Here is an 18059-nt window from a genome sequence, read left to right on the forward strand (position 1 = left end):
ATTCGATCATCGACATCGGAGAACCGCAATGCCCGTGCATGAAATTCGCCATCCGCTGATTCGCCACAAGCTTGGCATCATGCGGCGCGCCGACCTGAGCACCAAAAGCTTTCGTGAACTGTCCCAGGAGGTCGCCGCGCTGCTGACCTACGAGGCCTGCAAGGACCTGCCCCTGGAGCCCTGCCAGGTGCAGGGCTGGAGCGGCACGGTGGACGTGGAAAAGCTGGCCGGCAAGAAGATCACCGTGGTGCCCATCCTGCGCGCCGGCATCGGCATGCTGGACGGCGTGCTGAGCCTGGTGCCCGGCGCCAAGGTCAGCGTGGTCGGGCTGGCCCGCAACGAGGAAACCCTGGAGGCCCATACGTATCTGGAGCGCCTGGTGGCGGAACTGGACCGGCGCGTGGCGCTGATCGTGGATCCCATGCTGGCGACGGGCGGCTCGATGTGCGCCACCATCGATATGCTCAAGCGCGCCGGCTGCCGCGATATCCGCGCGCTGGTGCTGGTGGCCGCGCCCGAAGGCATCGCGCGCCTTGACCGCGCGCATCCGGACGTGCAGGTCTATACGGCGTCCATCGACCAGGGCTTGAACCAGGACGGCTATATCATCCCCGGCCTGGGCGACGCGGGCGACCGCATCTTCGGCACACGGCAGAAGGCCGAATAAGCGGCTTCCCGTGCCCGCCGGAATGGTGGACGGCGGTCCTCTGTGCTTGGCCCATGATGGAATGCTGGCCGCCGCAGGGCGCGCCACGCGCGCGGAACAGGTTCTCCCGGGCCGGGCCGGCGCGCCGTGCGCCGGCTTGCTCAGGCCGCCGGCGCCGCCATGCCGTCGATATGCTGACCGAACCAGTGCAGTTCGTTGGCCAGCGCCGCCACGCTGCCCACAATCAGCAGGGCGGGCGCGCGGATGGCATGGGCCACCGCCAGGCCGGCCAGGTCTTCCAGCCGCCCCGTCAATACCCGTTGATCCGGCCGGCTGCCGTTTTCCACCAGCGCGAAGGGCGTATCCCCCGGCCGGCCATGTTCCCGCAGCCGCCGCGACAGCGGTTCCAGCTGGCTGACACCCATATAGAAGGCGAGGGTCTGGTTGCCGGCGGCCAGCGCCGCCCAATCGGGCGCCTGGCCGTCGTCGCGGCAATGGGCGGTAATCAGGTGCAGCGATTGGGCGTGTTCCCGATGGGTCAGCGGTATGCCGGCGTGCGCCGCGCAGGCCAGCGCCGCCGTCACGCCCGGGACGACCTCGTAGGGGACGCCGTGGGCGCGCAGGTACTGCAGTTCTTCTCCGCCCCGGCCAAAGATGAAGGCATCGCCCCCCTTAAGCCGCACCACGCGGCGGCCGCGGCGCGCATGTTCGACCATCAAGGCGTGGATACGGGCCTGCGTGGCGGCGTGATCCTCGCCGGGGCGCTTGCCGACATCGATGCGTTCGGCGTCCCGCCGCGCCAGCGACAGGACTTCCGCGCTGATCAGGCGGTCGTGAAGAATGACGTCGGCCTCGTTCAGGGCGCGCAGCGCCTTCAGCGTCAGCAGTCCCGGATCGCCCGGGCCCGCGCCCACCAGCACCACGCTGCCCACGGGGGCATCTTGCGGCTGCGCCAGCGCGGTCTGCAGGGCCTGCTCGGCTTGCGCCGGACGCGCCTGGCGCAGCAGCGCGGCCACGGGGCCATCCATCAGGCTATCGTAGAAGCGCCGCCGGGCGCCCAGGTCCGGGCGCCGCTCGCGGATGCGCGCGCGGTAGCGCGCCGCCAGTTCGGCCAGCGGCCCCAGCGCATGGTCGAACATCGATTCGATGCGTTCCCGCAGCCGCCGCGCCAGGACCGGCGCCACGCCGGACGAGGAGATCGCCACGATGAGCGGCGACCTGTCCACGATGGACGGCACCTGGAAAGAGGACAAGGCCGGATCGTCCACCACATTGGCCAGGATGCGGCGCGCGCCCGCGGCTGCGGCGACCCGGGCATTGACCTGTTCGTCGTCGGTCGCCGCGACCACCAGCCAGGCCTCGTCCAGCCAATCATCCTGGAAGCGTCCGGCGATATGGACCACCTTGCCCTCGCGCGCCAGCGCGGCCAGTTCGGCATTCAATTCGGGCGCGCCCACATGGACGCGCGCGCCGACTTCGAGCAGGGCATGCGCCTTGCGAGCGGCGACTGCGCCGCCGCCCACAACCAGGACCAGGCGCTGGTTCAGGTCGGCAAACAGGGGAAATAGCTTCATGGCGGATGCGGAGATCGAACGGCGCACGCCCGTCTCCGCGGCGCGGCGTGGGCAAGGGGTCCATTCTAGAAAGCCGCCACCCGGGCGGGAAAGAAGTTGTGGGTATGTTTATATAAACAAAAGAAATATTTATGTCGATTGTTATGGCCCTTCGATATAAGCACGCGGCATACGCGCCCCAAGTGGCGCGGTGTAGTATCGGTGCACCCGCCCGCTTTCCGGGACGGGTGTTTCTGAAGAGGTCTTCCACCGTGTATCCGCATTCCGCTCTCGATGCCGCGCCCGCCTGCCGTCCCTCGACGGGATGCTTTGCGCTCCGCCTGGCTCGGCGCGCGGCCGCCGTCCGTCCCCGCGCCGCCCTTGCCGCTGCCGCCATGATGCTGGCCGCCGGGGCCGCGCAGGCGGGCGTTTGCGACGCCCAGTTCATCCGCGACGGCGGCCAGGTGCAGCTGACGGGGTCCGGCAACCTGCAACTGGGTGCCGACCTGGCCTTCGCCGACGTAACCAAAAGCAATGGCGAAAACTGCCGCGCCCGCGTCACGGGCGTCGCCACGTTTTCCTATGCGGGCCTGCCGCCGGGCAAGTCCAAGCTCGATTACCTGATGACCGTGCGCAATGGCCAGGCCACCTTCGTGCGCTATGAAAGCGCGGGTGAGAAGCCCGCCTCGGACGGGCAGTTCGACCTGCGCATGCTGGGCCTGTTCGCCTATGACGGCAAGATCACGGGGCCCGGACAAAAACTGCCGGGCGCCAACTTCCGGCTCAACATCGGCAAGGAAGCGCCCGTCGGTGGCACGCCCAGCACTACGGTACGCATCAGCCAGAAAACGGTGGGGACGCGGCGCAGCATGGACACGGCGCTGGGCAAGCAATCCTGCTGGCCGATTTCCTATCGCCGCGATACGGATCCGACCATGGCAACTTTCAAGGGATTGACGATACCCATCCCGGCGTTGAACACCACGGTCACCGATTGGTATTGCCCGGCCGTCAATCTCGTCATGAAGCAGGACATCGACCAGCAGGGCATCAAATCGGCGGTGGAAATCACCAAGATCAAGTAGGGCCGCGCATCGTCCGCGTTTTCGGCGCCGCGGGCGTAGCAGTCGGTAGCAATAGCAAGCTTGAGGCAAAGCGCCGCTGGTATCATTGTTTCCGTCCAGGACATGCAACAGAAGAAAGGAGCGAATATGAACACGACATCTCCCGAAGGCGCTAAAGACAACCTGATCGACAGCGTCAAAAGCAGCCTGAACGATGCGGAAAACCTGCTGCGCGAAGCCGCTGCCAGCACCGGCGACAAGGCCGCCGAACTCCGCGACCGCGCCATGACCTCGCTCAAGCGCACGCGCGAATCACTCTATGAAGTGCAGGACGCCCTGATGGAACGTGGCCGCAAGGCGGCACGCGCGACGGACGACTACGTTCACGACAATCCCTGGCAGGCAATCGGCATCGCGGGCGTGACCGGCCTGCTGCTGGGCCTGCTGATCAGCCGCCGCTGACTTGACGGCATAAGCGGCCGGCGGCGCGGTTTGCTCGCGCTGCCGGCGGCTTGCCCTTCCTCATATGCCCTTACGCAAATCCCTGCTCGGTGTTGCCTCCAGTCTGGTCGAACTGGGGCGCACGCGCTTCGAGCTGCTGGCGCTCGAAGCGTCCGCGGAAAAAGGCCGCTTGCTGAAACTGCTAGGCTGCTCATTCGCGGCCCTGCTGTTTCTGACGCTGGCCGTGCTGGTGTTCTCTATTTGGGTGGCCGTGTATTTCTGGCCGACGGATGAGCGCTATATCGCCTTGGGCGTGCTGGCGGCCGTCTATGCCGTCCTGGGCGTGATCCTGCTTTACATCGTGCGCCGCACGTTGACGCAAGGACCCGCGCCTTTCGCGGCCACGCTGGAGGAACTGGCGCGCGACGCCCAGTTGCTCGAGCGTCTGCGCATCAAGGCGCAAGAGGAAGAAGAGGCGGAACGGCGCGCCGAGGCCGAACGCCACGCCCATGCCGTCCGCCGCCGGGAGTCCGCGCCATGAACAAATTGTCCCCCGAGGTCGACCGCCAGGTGCGCATCGAGCTGCTGCGCGCCCGCGCGGCGGTCGAACGCGAAGCCCTGGTGCACAACGTGGCCGGCCTGACGGAATCCCTGTCGCCCGCCCACCTGGTCAGGGGCCTGATGCCGCGCCTGGGCGCCAGCAACATCCCCGGGTTGGCGTGGCAGGCGTTTTCCCTGGTGCGCCGCTATCCGGTGATTACCTCGTCGCTGTCGACGATTTTCCTGCGCGGCAAGCGTTCCAGGCTGCTCAAGCTCGCCAGCGCGGCCGCGGTCGGCTGGCAGGTCTATCGCGGCTGGCAGGCGCGGCAGGGGCAGCGGTACGCCACCCGCGCCGCCGCCGTCACAAGCCCAATTCCCCCCACATCGCGTCCACCTTCTGTTTGACGGCGGGGTCCATGGCGATGGGCCGGCCCCATTCGCGGTCGGTCTCGCCCGGCCATTTATTGGTGGCGTCCAGGCCCATCTTGCCGCCCAGTCCGGAAACCGGCGAGGCGAAATCCAGGTAGTCGATCGGGGTGTGTTCCACCAGCGTGGTGTCTCGCACCGGGTCCATGCGGGTAGTCATGGCCCATACGACTTCCTTCCAGTCGCGCGGGTTCACGTCCTCGTCGACCACGATGATGAACTTGGTGTACATGAACTGGCGCAGCACGCTCCATAGCCCGAACATGACGCGCTTGGCATGGCCGGCGTACTGTTTGCGGATGGAGACCACGGCCAGCCGATAGCTGCAGCCTTCTGGCGGAAGGTAGAAATCGACGATCTCGGGCAGTTGGCGGCGCAGCAGCGGCACGAAGACCTCGTTCAGCGCCACGCCCAGCACCGCCGGTTCGTCGGGCGGCTTGCCGGTATAGGTGGAGTGGTAGATGGGATCGCGGCGCATCGTGATGCGATCCACCGTGAACACCGGGAACCAGTCGCGTTCGTTGTAATAGCCGGTGTGGTCTCCGTACGGACCTTCCAGGGCCATTTCGTAGCCGGTATCCGGCGGCGGCGCCACGCCCTCGGGCACCGACGGCGCCAGGGCGCGCGGATCCGTAGCCGGCAGCAGATGCCCCTCCAGGACGATTTCGGCATACGCAGGCACGGAGAGCTCGCTGCCCAGCGCCTTGGCGACTTCGGTGCGGGATCCGCGCAGCAGGCCCGCGAACTGGTACTCCGACAGCGTATCTGGCACCGGCGTCACCGCGCCCAGGATGGTCGCGGGATCGGCGCCCAGCGCCACGGCGATAGGGAAGGGCTGGCCGGGATAGGCCTGGGCGTGTTCGCGGAAGTCCAGCGCGCCGCCCCGGTGCGATAGCCAGCGCATGATCAGCTTGTTGCGGCCGACGGGCTGCTGCCGGTAGATGCCCAGGTTCTGGCGGCGCGCGCGCGGTCCCTTGGTGATCACCAGTCCCCACGTCAGCAGCGGGGCGACGTCGCCCGGCCAGCAGGTTTGCAGCGGCAGCCGGGAGAGGTCGACATCGTCGCCTTCCAGTACGACTTCCTGGCATGCCGGCGCCCGTACGGTCTTGGGGCTCATGTCCCACAAGGCGGCCTTCAGCATCGCCACTTTGGCGAAGGCATCGCGCAGGCCCTTCGGCGCTTCGGGTTCGCGCAGGGATGCCAATAGTTCGCCGGTATCGCGCAGGGCCTCCACCTGGTCCGCGCCCATGCCCCAGGCTACGCGCCGCGGCGTGCCGAAGAGGTTGGCCAGCACGGGCATGCCCGCCCGCTGGCCCTGGTGACGCGCGTTCTCGAACAGCAGCGCCGGGCCGCCGGCGCGTAGCACGCGGTCGGCGATCTCCGTCATTTCCAGGTGCGTCGACACCGGCGCGGCGATGCGCTTGAGGTCGCCGCGCGATTCGAGCTGGGCGATGAAATCTCTTAAATCTCGGTATTTCACAGGAGGCCTACGGGAAAGCAAATGTGAATTCGCAGAAGTTAGGCTAAATTGCCCAACGTTGCATGGAACTTGCGGGATTTGTTACATATGAGCAGCCGATAAGAGGTTAACATCCCCTTCCCTTTAAAACGCAGGAGGTCACCAATGCCTTATGCGTCAGTGGCCAATTACCCGCTTCGGCAGTTGGCACAAGGCGTTCACCGCTATCTCGGCGAATGGCTGCGGACCTGCGCTGTCTACCTGGGCATCGCCGTTATCGTCACCGTTAGCATGGGTTTGGCTTTGCCCGGTCTGCGCGACCAGGCGCTGCAGGTACACACCGCACTGCTGGCGGCGCTCGCGCCGGCCACGGTCCCGCCGGCGGGATCGGACACCAGCTATGCCGACGCCGATACATCGGCCGACATCGACCTGGACGTCGACAAGCCGTCCGGCACGCCGGGCGCGGTGGCGCTCGCGGTGCCGGAGGCGGGCAACAATGCCACCGCCTTTCTTACGCCGCTGCCTCATCCCGGGATCAAGACCGCGCCCCATGCGGACGTCGTGAGCAACGCGCAAACGGAAGCGCTGCGCAACTATATCTCGCGCAAGTACAAGGTGGCCTCGGATGCGACCGCCGTCCTGGTCAATACGGCCTACAAGGTCGGCCGCGATTTGAAGATCGACCCGCTGCTGCTGCTGGCGGTCATCGCCGTGGAATCCCGCTACAACCCCTTCGCGGAAAGCAGCGTGGGGGCGCAAGGCCTGATGCAGGTGATGACCAGCGTGCACCAGTCCAAGTTCGATGCCTACGGGAAGAAGGGCGCGCTGGACCCGGTCGCCAATATCCGTGTCGGCGCCGGCATCCTGAAGGACTGCATCAAGCGGCGCGGTTCGGTCACGGGCGGCCTGGCCTGCTATGTCGGCGCCAGTGGCGCCAACGATGGCGGCTATGGCGACAAGGTGCAGGCGGAACGCCGCCGGCTCGCCCTGGCGTCGGGCATCCCCTTGGCGCGCGACTAGGCCCTGGCGTCGGGCATCTCCTTGGCGCGCGACTAGGCTCTGGCGTTAACCACCGCGCAGGCCTTCCAGGAAGCCGCCAATGCGGCTGACAGCGGCCTCCAGCTGTTCCATGCCCGTCGTATAGGCGAAGCGCAGGGTACGGCTGGCGTGCGCGGGCCCGAAGTCCATGCCCGGCACCGCCGCCACGCCGGCCTCGTTCAGCAGCCGGGCGGCGAACTGGGCGCTGTCCATGCCCCAGCGCGATATATCGGCATAGATATAGAAGGCGCCGTCGGGTTTGACCGGTACGTCGATGCCCAGCCGCTGGAAGGCATCCAGCAGGAAATCCCGGCGCTGCTGGAACGCCAGGCGCCGTTCTTCATAGAGCGCCAGCGCATCGGGCGTGAAGCAGGCCAGGGCCGCGTGCTGCGCCAGGGTGGGTGCGCAGATCGCCAGGCTCGCCGCCATCTTCTCCACGGTCGCCACCATGGCCGGCGGCACGATCAGCCAGCCCAGCCGCCATCCGGTCATGTTGAAGTACTTCGAAAAGCTGTTGATGACCACGACGTCGTCGTCCAGGGCCAGCGCCGAACGCGGTTGCCCGTCGTAGGACAGGCCCAGGTAGATCTCGTCCATCAAGGTGAAGCCGCCGCGTGCCCGGGTTTCGCCCAGGAGTCCGGCCAGTTCGGCCTGCGCGATCGACGTGCCGGTGGGGTTGCTGGGCGATGCGATGATGGTGCCGCGGGTGCGCGCCGTCCAATGGTCGCGCAAGTCCGCCTCGGCCAGCTGGAAGCGCCGGGCCGGCGTGCTGGGAATCAAGCGCGGCCGTCCGCCGGCGGCCAGCACGAAGTTGCTGTTGGCGGGATAGGACGGGTCGGGCATGAGGACTTCGTCGCCCGGATTGACCAGCGCTCCGCAGGCCAGTGACAGGGCGCCGGAGGCGCCGGCCGTGACGATGACACGGGCGGGATCGACGCGGGCGCCGAAGCGGGTGTAGAACGCCGCGATCGCCTCGCGCAAGGCGGACAGGCCGGCGGGCGGGCTGTACCCGCTTTGTCCGGCGCGCGCCGCGCGTTCCAGCGCTTCCACGACCTGGGGGGGCGCGGTAAAGTCCGGTTCGCCGATGCCCAGGCTGATAATGTCCCGGCCGGCCGCCTGCAGCGCCTGCGCCTGCTTGAACACCTCCACTGCGTGGAAGGTCAGGAATTCATGGGTACGGTAGGCAAGGGAAGACATACGATGCTGGCGTGCGGTCGGCGGATAGGAAGAAGGGAATTGTAGTCATGCAGCCATCGCGACGTGCGTTTCTTCTGGGGCGGGCGGCGCCGCGCACGCCGTGGCAGGTTTTCTGCCGCGAGCTGGGCCGCGTCTGCGGCGGGGATCTGAAGCCGATCTCGCCCGACGCCTTGCCGCCCTCCGCCGCGCCGCAGGCACGCTGGGCGCCCCTGGTGGGGGCGGACGTGCGGCGGGCCCGCGCGCTGTGCGCCGAGCATGGCGTCCAGTTGGCGCTGAGCGACACCACGGTGTCGACGGAAGGGCGGCCCGTGCTGTGGGTGGATCCCGTGTGGTTGAACGATCTGGTACGCGAGCCCGGCCCCGTGCCGCGCTGGCGCACCGGGCCAGGGGTAACCCTGGGCGCGCTGGCCGGCGTCGGCTTGCGGCAGTTCGCCGGTGCCCCGCCGGACCGTACGCTGGCCGCCTGGTTGGGCGATCGGGGCGCGGCCACTTGGCCGACGGGCCGCGGCGATCTGTCCGGCGTGCATGCGGCGGATGTGCTGCTGGCCGATGGCGTGGCCGACACCCTGGGGCCTTTCGGCGCGGACGACGGACTGCCGCTGCGCACCGCGGCCTTGCAGCAACTGGTGCCCGCGCTGTTCCGCCTGGCCTCCGGCACGGAGGCCCAGTGGTGCAAGGAATTGCCGTCGTGGCCCGCGCATTACCGCATGGACGCGCTGCTTCCGCGGGCACCCGCCACGCTCAACCTGGCCCACTTGCTGCACGGGCATGCAGGCACGCTGGCATGGGTGGAAAGCGTGGTGCTGCAGATGCCGGAAGGGGAATCCGCGCCCGCGGACGCCGATGCCGCGAAAGGAGGTGGCCCGTCGCCGCGGGCCGATGCCGGGGAGGGGCGTGGCCAACCGGCAAACGCCGGCGGCGCGGATGGCCAGCTGCCGCCGGCGCAGGCGCGCGCCTTGGACCGCCGCGTCAAATCGAACTTCGATCCGGCCGGCGTTTTTCCTGAATTGGCATGATGGCTGCCGTGCTTACGGTGCGGCATGCCCTTGCCCACGGCGCCTTGTGCGGCCGGATTTCGCGGGCGGAGTAAGATAAAAGACTTTCCAGATGTAAGAAATGATGTGGCGGACACGCGTTTGCCCATCGTTTCTTCGTGATGCCCGGGCGACGCGGCGGCAGGCACGGCGGCGGTTTCACGCGCCGTTTCCGGCACAGGCCCCTCAAGGGACTAGAATCCTGCGTTTTCGGTTTTCAACTTTCTTCACACGTATCAAGCGATCATGGACGCCAATCTGCGCAAGGCCGCGCTCGAATATCACGAGCAAGACCGCCCCGGCAAGATCTCGGTCACGCCGACCAAGCAACTGACCAACCAACGCGATCTGGCGCTGGCCTATACGCCGGGTGTCGCGGCCGCCTGCGAAGAAATCGTCACGGATCCGGTGAACGCCTTTCGCTACACCAGCCGCGGCAACCTGGTTGGCGTGATCTCCAACGGTACGGCGGTGCTGGGCCTGGGCAACATCGGCGCGCTGGCGTCCAAGCCCGTGATGGAAGGCAAGGCCGTGCTGTTCAAGAAGTTCGCCGGCCTGGATGTCTTCGACATCGAGATCAGCGAGACCGATCCGGACAAGCTGGTCGAGATCATCGCCGGCCTGGAGCCCACGTTCGGCGGCATCAACCTGGAAGACATCAAGGCGCCTGAATGCTTCATCGTCGAGCGCAAGCTGCGCGAGCGCATGAAGATCCCGGTCTTCCATGATGACCAGCATGGCACCGCCATCACCGTTTGCGCCGCCTTCATCAACGGCTTGAAGGTCGTCGGCAAGGAGATCACCAAGGTGAAGGTGGTGACTTCCGGCGCGGGCGCCGCGGCGCTGGCGTGCCTGGAATTGATGGTCGACCTGGGCCTGCCCCTCGAGAACATCTGGGTCACGGATATCGAGGGCGTGGTGTACGAAGGCCGCACCACGCTGATGGACCCGGACAAGGCGCGCTTCGCGCGCAAGACCGACCTGCGCAAGCTGGGCGAAGTGATCGAAGGCGCGGACGTGTTCCTGGGCCTGTCGGCCGGCAACGTGCTGAAGCCCGACATGGTCGCCGCGATGGCCGCGCGGCCGCTGATTCTGGCGCTGGCCAACCCCACGCCGGAAGTGCTGCCCGAAGTGGTCAAGAGCGTGCGCGACGACGCCGTCATGGCGACCGGCCGATCGGACTACCCGAACCAGGTCAACAACGTCCTGTGCTTCCCGTATATCTTCCGTGGCGCGCTGGACGTCGGCGCCACCACCATCACGCGCGGCATGGAGAAGGCCGCCGTGTACGCCATCGCCAAGCTGGCGCAGGAAGAACAGAGCGAAGTCGTGGCGGCCGCCTACGGTACCTTCGACCTCTGTTTCGGCCCCGAATACTTTATCCCCAAGCCGTTCGATCCGCGCCTGATCGTGCGCATCGCGCCCGCCGTGGCGCGGGCCGCGATGGAAGAGGGCGTGGCGACGCGCCCGCTGGCCGATATGGACAACTATATCGAGCAGCTGCAGCAGTTCGTCTACCACTCCGGCGCCTTCATGAAGCCGCTGTTCGCCGCGTCCAAGCGCCTGGTGCGCGAAGGCGGCAAGTCGCGCGTGGTCTTCACCGAAGGCGAGGACGAACGCGTGCTGCGCGCCGTGCAGGTCGTTGTGGACGAAGGCCTGGCCAAGCCCATCCTGGTGGGCCGTCCGGCGGTGCTGGCCGCGCGCATCGAGCGCCTGGGCTTGCGCATACGCCTGGGCGAGGACGTCGAGGTCACGAATCCCGAGTACGACGAGCGCTTCCATCGCTACTGGACCACGTATTGGGAATTGATGTGCCGCCGCGGCATTACCAAGGAGATGGCGCGCGTGGAAATGCGTCGCCGCCTGACGCTGATCGGCGCGATGATGGTGCACCTGGGCGATGCGGACGCCATGGTCTGCGGCACGGTGGGCGCCTATGCCGACCACCTGCGTTTCGTCGACGAAGTGATCGGCAGGCGTCCGGGCTGCAACGTCTACGCGGCCATGAGCATCCTGCTGCTGTCCGAGCGCACTGTCGTGCTGGTGGACACGCATATCAACGAAGACCCCAGCGCCGAACAGATCGCGGAATTCACCATCGCCGCCGCGCAGGAGATGAACCGCCTGAACGTGGCGCCGAAGGTGGCGCTGCTGTCGCGCTCCAATTTCGGGTCGGGCAGCTCGTCGTCCGGCGAGAAGATGCGCGCGGCCTTGCAGCTGGTGCGCGAGCGCGCGCCGGAAATCGAAATCGATGGTGAAATGCACGGCGACTGCGCGCTGGACGAAGAGCTGCGCCTGCGCATCCTGCCGTCTTCCACCTTGAAGGGCAGCGCCAATCTGCTGGTGTGCCCCAATGTCGATTCCGGCAACATCGCGTATAACCTGCTGAAGACCGCGGCGGGCGGCAATGTGGCCGTCGGGCCCTTCCTGCTGGGGGCCAACGCGCCGGTACACATTCTTACCTCCAGTTCCACGGTGCGGCGCATCGTCAACATAACGGCGCTTGCCGTGGTGGACGCGAACAACCGCCGCTAGGCGGTCGCACGCGGCGACAGGGCCGCAAGCAGGCGGGCCGCCAGGCCGGCCTGCTTGCGGCCCTGTCCATTTGCGGCGCCGATCGGCACCCGTCGCGCCATTGCAACTTTTCCGCCCGTTTTTGCCGCGCTCGGTGTATCTTCCGAATCCACAGCGCCGAGCGTGGACGATGCGTGTATCGGGATGGCGCAAAAACATGCCGCGACGTGATTGATCGATCGGGTTTATGCCGATACGATGCAGCGTATTCCGCGGATGGATCGCGGCGGATTTTTTTGCAGGAGGTCCGAGCATGGCCAGAACCGGTCAGCCCGCATTGCAGCGACAGCTGCAGCGTGGCGGCGAGCTCGATGCGGCTACGCTGGACAAGCAATCAGTGGTCGAGGCCACTGGTGAATTGCGCGCGGCCTTGTACGTGGCGGACTGCGATCGGGCGCGCAGCCGCTCGGCCGTGTTCCGTGCCATCGCCAAGGCGGTGGACTTCCCCATGCATTTCCGCAGTTTCGACGAACTGTCGGACTGCCTCTCCGATACCGTGCTGGATCAAAAAGTGGGCGTCGTGCTGTGGCTCTACAAGCTGCATTCCGGCGACCCGGCACTGGAAGAAGACGCGGCACGCATTCTGTCCATCTGCCAGGACGTCACCGAATACGCGCGCGAAAACGGCCGGCTCTTCGCCTACATCGTCGAACATGCGGGCGCGCATCCCGCCGCGGAACCGGGCGTGGCGGCGGCGCCCTACGGCGAAGCCGATTAGATCCGTCCTTCCGGTTCAGCGGGACGCTGCTTCATCCCAGCCCAGCAGCGCGGTCGTCGCCGCGACCAGGGCCAGGCCCGCGGTTTCGGTGCGCAGCACGCGCGGGCCGAAGCTGGCGGTGACGACGTCCGCGGCGCGCGCGGCATCGCGTTCCGCATCCGACCAGCCGCCTTCCGGGCCGACCAGCAGGGCGATCGACCGGGTATCCCGCGGCTCGCCCAGGGCGGCTTTCAAGGGCGTGCCGTCTTCCGGATGACACAGCAGGCGCCGTCCCAGGGGCGGTGTTTCCAGCCAGCGCGGCAACGCCATCACGGGTTCGATGTGCATCAGCCGGTTGCGTCCGCACTGTTCGCTGGCGGCCTCCGCGATGCGGCGCCAATGCGCCAGCCGCTTGTCCTGCCGCTCGCCGTTCAACTGCAATACGCTGCGCTGCGCCGCGATGGGCACGAGCTGGCGCACGCCCAGCTCCACGGCTTTTTCCACGATCCAGTCCATCTTGTCGCCCGATGGCAGGCCCTGTACCAGCGTGATGCCGCCGGCCAGCTCGGCCTCGCGCGGGTCGTGCGCGCCCAATTCGGCATGGACGGTCTTGCCGGCGATGCGCAGCGTCGCGGGATATTCGCCGCCGTTGCCGTCGAACAGCACCACCGTGTCGCCGTCGCGCAGGCGCAGCACCCGCGCGGCATGATGGGCGATGGCATCGGGCAATTCGATGCGGGCATGGGGGGAAAGCGCGAAGGCGCAATGGAAGCGGGGACTGGGCATGGCAATGAGGGTAAAAGCGTGCGTGCCGGGAATCTTACCCGGCCACGGCGCCGTGTCCACCGCATGGCCGACCGACTCTACACCGCCCGGCGGAGCCCGCGCCGGCGGGCGTTTCGCGACCCGGTGCTAAAATCGTGAGCTCTTCAAACCCTATGCCCGGCCCTTTTTTTTATCCCCGCCGGCAGACGAGCCCTTCCAGAATGAGCAATCCGACCGCCCGACAACCCTCCTTGGCGGATGCCATCCGCGCTTTGGCGATGGACGCCGTCCAGCAGGCGAATTCCGGGCACCCGGGTGCTCCCATGGGCATGGCGGAGATCGCCCAGGCGCTGTGGACGCGGCATCTGCGCCACAATCCCGCGGATCCCACCTGGCCCGGCCGTGACCGTTTCGTGCTGTCCAACGGGCATGGGTCGATGCTGCTGTACGCGCTGCTGCACCTGACCGGCTACGACCTGCCCATCGAGGAACTCAAGCAGTTCCGCCAACTGCATTCGCGTACGCCGGGCCACCCCGAAGTCGGCATCACGGCGGGCGTCGAAACCACCACCGGCCCGCTGGGCCAGGGCCTGGGCAATGCCGTGGGCATGGCGCTGGCCGAAGCCCTGCTGGCGGCGGAATTCAACCGCCCCGGCCACGCCGTGGTGGATCATCACACCTATGCCTTCGTCGGCGACGGCTGCCTGATGGAAGGCATCTCGCACGAAGTCTCCTCGCTGGCGGGCACGCTGCGCCTGTCCAAGCTGATCGTGCTGTACGACGACAACGGCATTTCCATCGACGGCAAGGTCGAAGCCTGGTTCGGCGACGACACCGCCAAGCGTTTCGAGGCCTACGGCTGGAACGTGATCCGCGGCGTGGACGGCCACGACGTCGACGCGGTGGACGCCGCTCTGCGCCAGGCGCGCGCGAATGCCGCCAGCCATGGCGGGCCGACGCTGATCGCCTGCCGCACCGTCATCGGCAAGGGCGCGCCCAACATGGCGGGCACCGACAAGGTCCACGGCGCGCCGCTGGGCAAGGATGAAATCGCCGCCACCCGCGCGGCCTTGAACTGGCAGCACGATGCCTTCGTCATCCCGCCGGTCGTCTACGAAGGCTGGGACGGGCGCCGTGCCGGATCGGTCGCGCAAAACGAATGGCAGGGACGTTTCGACGCCTATGCCCGTCAGTTCCCCGCCGAAGCCGCGGAATTCACCCGCCGCATGCGCGGCGAGCTGCCGGCCGATTTCGCGGACAAGGCGCGCGCCTTCATCGCCGCCACCGTCGAGAAAGCGGAAACCGTCGCCACGCGCAAGGCCTCGCAGTATGCGATCGGCGCGCTGGCGCAGGCGCTGCCGGAATTGCTGGGCGGCTCGGCCGACCTGACCGGCTCCAACTACACCGACTGGAAGGGCGTGGCGCCCGTGCGTGCCGGCGACGGCGCCATCCAGTTCGGCCGCCACATCAACTATGGCGTGCGCGAATTCGGCATGGCCGCCATCATGAACGGCATCGCCCTGCATGGCGGCTACCTGCCTTTCGGCGGCACCTTCCTGACCTTCTCCGATTACTCGCGCAACGGCCTGCGCATGGCCGCGCTGATGAAGCAGCGCGTGATCCATGTCTTCACGCACGATTCGATCGGCCTGGGCGAGGACGGCCCCACGCACCAATCCATCGAGCATGCCAACAGCCTGCGCCTGATCCCCAATCTGTCGGTGTGGCGCCCCTGCGATACGGCCGAAACCGCCGTCGCCTGGATCGAGGCGGTCAAGCGCCCCGCCAGCATCGGCATGGCCGTACATGACGGCGGCCCGACGGCGCTGCTGCTGTCGCGCCAGAACCTGCCCTTCGTTCCGCGCGACGAACAGACGCTGGCCGCGATCGCCCGCGGGGGCTACGTGCTGCGCGATGCCAAGGATGCCCGCGCGCTGATCATCGCCACGGGCTCCGAGGTCGCGCTCGCGCTGGCAGCACAGGAATTGCTGGCCAAGGACGGCGTGGCCGTGCGCGTGGTGTCCATGCCCAGCACGGACGTGTTCGACAAGCAGGATGCGCAATGGCGCGCCAGCGTGCTGCCCAAGGGCTTGCCGCGCGTCGCCGTCGAGGCCGGCACCACCGGCCTGTGGCACAAATACGTGGGCCTGGAAGGCGCGGTGGTGGGCATCGATCGCTACGGCGAATCGGCGCCCGCCGGCGCGTTGTTCCCCTTCTTCGGACTGACCGCCGAGAAGGTCGCCGAGGCCGTCAAACAGGTTCTGTAAACCAGGAGAGCGAGTCATGACCATACGTGTTGCCATCAACGGCTACGGCCGCATCGGACGCAATGTGCTGCGCGCACATTATGAAAGCGGCAAGAAGCACGATATCGAGATCGTCGCCATCAACGACCTCGGCGATCCCAAGACCAATGCGCACCTGACGCGCTACGACACCGTGCATGGCCGCTTCCCCGGCACGGTCGACGTGGACGGCGACTACATGGTCGTCAACGGCGACAAGATCCGCGTGCTGGCCAACCGCAACCCGGCGGAACTGCCCTGGGGCGAGCTGAAGGTCGACGTGGTGCTGGAATGCACGGGCTTTTTCACCAGCAAGGAAAAAGCCGGCGCCCACCTGAAGGGCGGCGCCAAGAAGGTGGTGATCTCCGCGCCGGGCGGCAAGGACGTGGATGCCACCGTGGTGTACGGCGTGAACCACCAGACGCTGAAGGCCTCGCACACCGTCATTTCCAACGCTTCGTGCACGACCAACTGCCTGGCGCCGCTGGTCAAGCCACTGCATGACGAACTGGGCGTGGTGTCGGGCCTGATGACGACGATCCACTCCTATACCAACGACCAGGTGCTGACCGACGTGTATCACGAGGATCTGCGCCGTGCCCGTTCGGCCACGATGAGCATGATCCCCACCAAGACCGGCGCGGCCGCCGCGGTGGGCCTGGTGCTGCCCGAACTGAACGGCAAGCTGGACGGCTACGCGATTCGCGTGCCGACCATCAACGTGTCCATCGTCGACCTCTCCTTCATCGCCAAGCGCGAAACCTCGGTCGAGGAAGTCAACGGCATCCTGAAGGCCGCCTCGCAGGGCGCGCTGAAAGGCATCCTGGACTACAACACCGAGCCGCTGGTGTCGGTCGACTACAACCACAACTCGGCCTCCAGCACGTTCGACGCCACGCTGACCAAGGTGTCCGGCACGCTGGTGAAGGTGTCGTCCTGGTACGACAACGAGTGGGGCTTCAGCAACCGCATGCTGGATACCACCGTTGCGCTGATGAACGCGAAGTAAGCCGCGCATCGCGCATGCAACGACCATGAACAAAGGGGACGCGCGTCGTCCCCTTTGTTTTCCGTACGCCTGCGCGGGCCTGGCGGGCCCGCGCCCAGGGGAGAAGACAAATCATGTCCAAGGTAAATACGCTGTCCGCGCTGGCCAAGGCCGGTGCGCTGAAAGGCAAGCGGGTGTTCATCCGCGCCGACCTGAACGTGCCGTTCGATGACGCCGGCAATATCTCCGAAGACACGCGCATTCGCGCGTCGGTGCCCGGTATCCGGATGGCGCTGGACGCCGGCGCGGCGGTGATGGTGACGTCCCATCTGGGCCGTCCGAAGGAAGGCCAGCTGACCGACGCCGACAGCCTGGCGCCGGTGGGACGCCGGCTGTCCGAGCTGCTGGGCATGCCGGTGCCGCTGGTGCGCGACTGGGTGGATGGCGTCCAGGTGGCGCCGGGGCAGGTGGTGCTGCTGGAAAACTGCCGCGTGAACGCGGGCGAAAAGAAGAACGACGAAGGCCTGTCGCGCAAGATGGCGGCGCTGTGCGATGTGTACGTGAACGATGCGTTCGGCACGGCTCACCGCGCCGAGGCGACCACGCATGGCATCGCGCGCTTTGCCGCCGTGGCGTGTGCCGGGCCCTTGCTGGAAGCGGAACTGGACGCGCTGGGCCGCGCGCTGCACGAGCCCAAGCGCCCGCTGGTGGCCATCGTGGGGGGGTCCAAGGTCTCGACCAAGTTGAGCATCCTGCAGTCGCTGGCGGAGAAAGTGGATCAGCTGGTGGTGGGTGGCGGTATCGCCAATACGTTCATGCTGGCGGCGGGCAAGTCCATCGGCAAGTCGCTGGCCGAGCCCGACCAGCAAGGCGAAGCGGTGGCGGTGATGGATATCATGCGCAAGCGCGGCGCGGACGTGCCGGTTCCGACCGATGTGGTCTGCGCGCCGACCTTCGGCGCGGACGCGCCGGCGACGGTGAAGCCCGCGGATGCCATCGGCGCGGACGACATGGTGCTGGATATCGGACCGCAAACCGCGCAGGCGCTGGCCGAGATCCTCAGGAAGGCCGGCACCATCGTCTGGAACGGCCCGGTCGGTGTCTTCGAATTCGAGCAGTTCTCGCACGGCACCGAGGTGATCGCGCGTGCGATTGCCGACTCCGCCGGATTCTCCATCGCCGGTGGCGGCGACACGCTGGCGGCGATCGCCAAGTTCGGGATCACCGACAAGGTGGGGTACATCTCCACCGGCGGCGGCGCGTTCCTGGAGTTCCTGGAAGGCAAGACCCTGCCGGCCGTGGAGATCCTGCAGCAGCGAGCGGCCTGAGCGCCGGGGGCGGCGGCCTGC

16 protein-coding genes are annotated in these 18059 nt (G+C 67.3%); 12 read left to right on the plus strand and 4 right to left on the minus strand.

The genetic code is table 11. The features are described from left to right. Positions 1–28: 28 nt before the first annotated feature. Positions 29–667, plus strand: a complete 639-nt coding sequence (upp, locus tag AKI39_RS04215; protein WP_066632736.1) for a uracil phosphoribosyltransferase — start codon at positions 29–31, stop codon at positions 665–667. A gap of 140 nt (positions 668–807) precedes the next feature. Here the strand turns inward: upp and cysG are convergent, their stop codons facing one another. After that, positions 808–2220, minus strand: a complete 1413-nt coding sequence (cysG, locus tag AKI39_RS04220) for a siroheme synthase CysG (RefSeq protein ID WP_066642169.1) — start codon at positions 2218–2220, stop codon at positions 808–810. A 374-nt stretch (positions 2221–2594) separates the two neighbouring features. Between cysG and AKI39_RS04225 the strand changes: the two genes are divergently transcribed. From AKI39_RS04225 to AKI39_RS04240, 4 genes are all read left to right on the plus strand, one after another. Then, complete coding sequence (locus AKI39_RS04225) at positions 2595–3284, plus strand: hypothetical protein (RefSeq protein WP_066632739.1); 690 nt, start codon at positions 2595–2597, stop codon at positions 3282–3284. 126 nt (positions 3285–3410) lie between these two features. Next, positions 3411–3725: a DUF883 family protein gene (locus AKI39_RS04230; RefSeq protein ID WP_066632746.1), complete on the plus strand. Its 315-nt coding sequence runs from the start codon at positions 3411–3413 to the stop codon at positions 3723–3725. A 64-nt stretch (positions 3726–3789) separates the two neighbouring features. Next, the gene (locus AKI39_RS04235) at positions 3790–4245 is read left to right on the plus strand and encodes a phage holin family protein (protein ID WP_066632749.1); all 456 of its coding nucleotides are present in this window, start codon (positions 3790–3792) and stop codon (positions 4243–4245) included. Beyond that, entirely contained in the window at positions 4242–4649 is a 408-nt protein-coding gene (locus AKI39_RS04240) for a hypothetical protein (protein ID WP_066632752.1), read from the plus strand. The genes AKI39_RS04235 and AKI39_RS04240 overlap by 4 nt, the downstream gene beginning before the upstream one ends. On the opposite strand, the gene ubiD is transcribed toward AKI39_RS04240, so the two are convergent. Then, a complete protein-coding gene (ubiD, locus tag AKI39_RS04245) occupies positions 4606–6150 on the minus strand; it encodes a 4-hydroxy-3-polyprenylbenzoate decarboxylase (RefSeq protein WP_066632755.1) in 1545 nt (514 codons plus the stop codon). The two genes, AKI39_RS04240 and ubiD, sit on opposite strands and share 44 nt — an antisense overlap. Positions 6151–6294: 144 nt before the next feature. Here ubiD and AKI39_RS04250 point away from each other — a divergent pair, with 144 nt between their 5' ends. Then, complete coding sequence (locus AKI39_RS04250) at positions 6295–7152, plus strand: transglycosylase SLT domain-containing protein (RefSeq protein WP_066632758.1); 858 nt, start codon at positions 6295–6297, stop codon at positions 7150–7152. Positions 7153–7197: 45 nt separating this feature from the next. Here AKI39_RS04250 and AKI39_RS04255 read toward each other — a convergent pair whose 3' ends face one another. Then, entirely contained in the window at positions 7198–8367 is a 1170-nt protein-coding gene (locus tag AKI39_RS04255; protein ID WP_066632761.1) for a pyridoxal phosphate-dependent aminotransferase, read from the minus strand. Between the two features lie 47 nt (positions 8368–8414). Between AKI39_RS04255 and AKI39_RS04260 the strand changes: the two genes are divergently transcribed. The 3 genes from AKI39_RS04260 to AKI39_RS04270 all read left to right on the plus strand — a co-directional run bounded on the left by AKI39_RS04260 (position 8415) and on the right by AKI39_RS04270 (position 12693). After that, a complete protein-coding gene (locus tag AKI39_RS04260) occupies positions 8415–9383 on the plus strand; it encodes a hypothetical protein (protein WP_066632764.1) in 969 nt (322 codons plus the stop codon). Positions 9384–9647: 264 nt separating this feature from the next. After that, a complete protein-coding gene (locus AKI39_RS04265) occupies positions 9648–11936 on the plus strand; it encodes an NADP-dependent malic enzyme (RefSeq protein ID WP_066632767.1) in 2289 nt (762 codons plus the stop codon). Positions 11937–12228: 292 nt separating this feature from the next. Next, a complete protein-coding gene (locus tag AKI39_RS04270) occupies positions 12229–12693 on the plus strand; it encodes a barstar family protein (protein WP_066632775.1) in 465 nt (154 codons plus the stop codon). Between the two features lie 15 nt (positions 12694–12708). Here the strand turns inward: AKI39_RS04270 and AKI39_RS04275 are convergent, their stop codons facing one another. After that, positions 12709–13458, minus strand: a complete 750-nt coding sequence (locus AKI39_RS04275; RefSeq protein ID WP_066632777.1) for a 16S rRNA (uracil(1498)-N(3))-methyltransferase — start codon at positions 13456–13458, stop codon at positions 12709–12711. A gap of 200 nt (positions 13459–13658) precedes the next feature. Here AKI39_RS04275 and tkt point away from each other — a divergent pair, with 200 nt between their 5' ends. From tkt to AKI39_RS04290, 3 genes are all read left to right on the plus strand, one after another. Then, positions 13659–15704 carry a transketolase gene (tkt, locus tag AKI39_RS04280; RefSeq protein WP_066632779.1) on the plus strand — a complete coding sequence of 682 codons (2046 nt, stop codon included), beginning with the start codon at positions 13659–13661 and terminating at the stop codon, positions 15702–15704. A 16-nt stretch (positions 15705–15720) separates the two neighbouring features. Continuing rightward, positions 15721–16731 carry a type I glyceraldehyde-3-phosphate dehydrogenase gene (gene gap / locus AKI39_RS04285; RefSeq protein ID WP_066632781.1) on the plus strand — a complete coding sequence of 337 codons (1011 nt, stop codon included), beginning with the start codon at positions 15721–15723 and terminating at the stop codon, positions 16729–16731. 113 nt (positions 16732–16844) lie between these two features. Further along, positions 16845–18038 (plus strand): phosphoglycerate kinase, encoded by a 1194-nt coding sequence (locus tag AKI39_RS04290; protein ID WP_066632783.1) that lies wholly within the window; start codon positions 16845–16847, stop codon positions 18036–18038. Positions 18039–18059: the final 21 nt, after the last annotated feature.

It is taken from the genome of Bordetella sp. H567 (genome assembly GCF_001704295.1).
Lineage (GTDB): Bacteria > Pseudomonadota > Gammaproteobacteria > Burkholderiales > Burkholderiaceae_B > Bordetella_C.

Excerpts from the sequence above, each read along its gene's own strand:
- AKI39_RS04255 (WP_066632761.1), bottom strand. The coding sequence starts at position 8,367 with ATGTCTTCCCTTGCCTACCGTACCCATGAATTCCTGACCTTCCACGCA.
- upp (WP_066632736.1), top strand. The coding sequence starts at position 29 with ATGCCCGTGCATGAAATTCGCCATCCGCTGATTCGCCACAAGCTTGGC.
- AKI39_RS04235 (WP_066632749.1), top strand. The coding sequence starts at position 3,790 with ATGCCCTTACGCAAATCCCTGCTCGGTGTTGCCTCCAGTCTGGTCGAA.
- AKI39_RS04225 (WP_066632739.1), top strand. The coding sequence starts at position 2,595 with ATGATGCTGGCCGCCGGGGCCGCGCAGGCGGGCGTTTGCGACGCCCAG.
- AKI39_RS04260 (WP_066632764.1), top strand. The coding sequence starts at position 8,415 with ATGCAGCCATCGCGACGTGCGTTTCTTCTGGGGCGGGCGGCGCCGCGC.
- AKI39_RS04265 (WP_066632767.1), top strand. The coding sequence starts at position 9,648 with ATGGACGCCAATCTGCGCAAGGCCGCGCTCGAATATCACGAGCAAGAC.
- AKI39_RS04275 (WP_066632777.1), bottom strand. The coding sequence starts at position 13,458 with ATGCCCAGTCCCCGCTTCCATTGCGCCTTCGCGCTTTCCCCCCATGCC.
- AKI39_RS04270 (WP_066632775.1), top strand. The coding sequence starts at position 12,229 with ATGGCCAGAACCGGTCAGCCCGCATTGCAGCGACAGCTGCAGCGTGGC.
- gap (WP_066632781.1), top strand. The coding sequence starts at position 15,721 with ATGACCATACGTGTTGCCATCAACGGCTACGGCCGCATCGGACGCAAT.
- cysG (WP_066642169.1), bottom strand. The coding sequence starts at position 2,220 with ATGAAGCTATTTCCCCTGTTTGCCGACCTGAACCAGCGCCTGGTCCTG.
- AKI39_RS04290 (WP_066632783.1), top strand. The coding sequence starts at position 16,845 with ATGTCCAAGGTAAATACGCTGTCCGCGCTGGCCAAGGCCGGTGCGCTG.
- tkt (WP_066632779.1), top strand. The coding sequence starts at position 13,659 with ATGAGCAATCCGACCGCCCGACAACCCTCCTTGGCGGATGCCATCCGC.
- AKI39_RS04230 (WP_066632746.1), top strand. The coding sequence starts at position 3,411 with ATGAACACGACATCTCCCGAAGGCGCTAAAGACAACCTGATCGACAGC.
- AKI39_RS04250 (WP_066632758.1), top strand. The coding sequence starts at position 6,295 with ATGCCTTATGCGTCAGTGGCCAATTACCCGCTTCGGCAGTTGGCACAA.
- AKI39_RS04240 (WP_066632752.1), top strand. The coding sequence starts at position 4,242 with ATGAACAAATTGTCCCCCGAGGTCGACCGCCAGGTGCGCATCGAGCTG.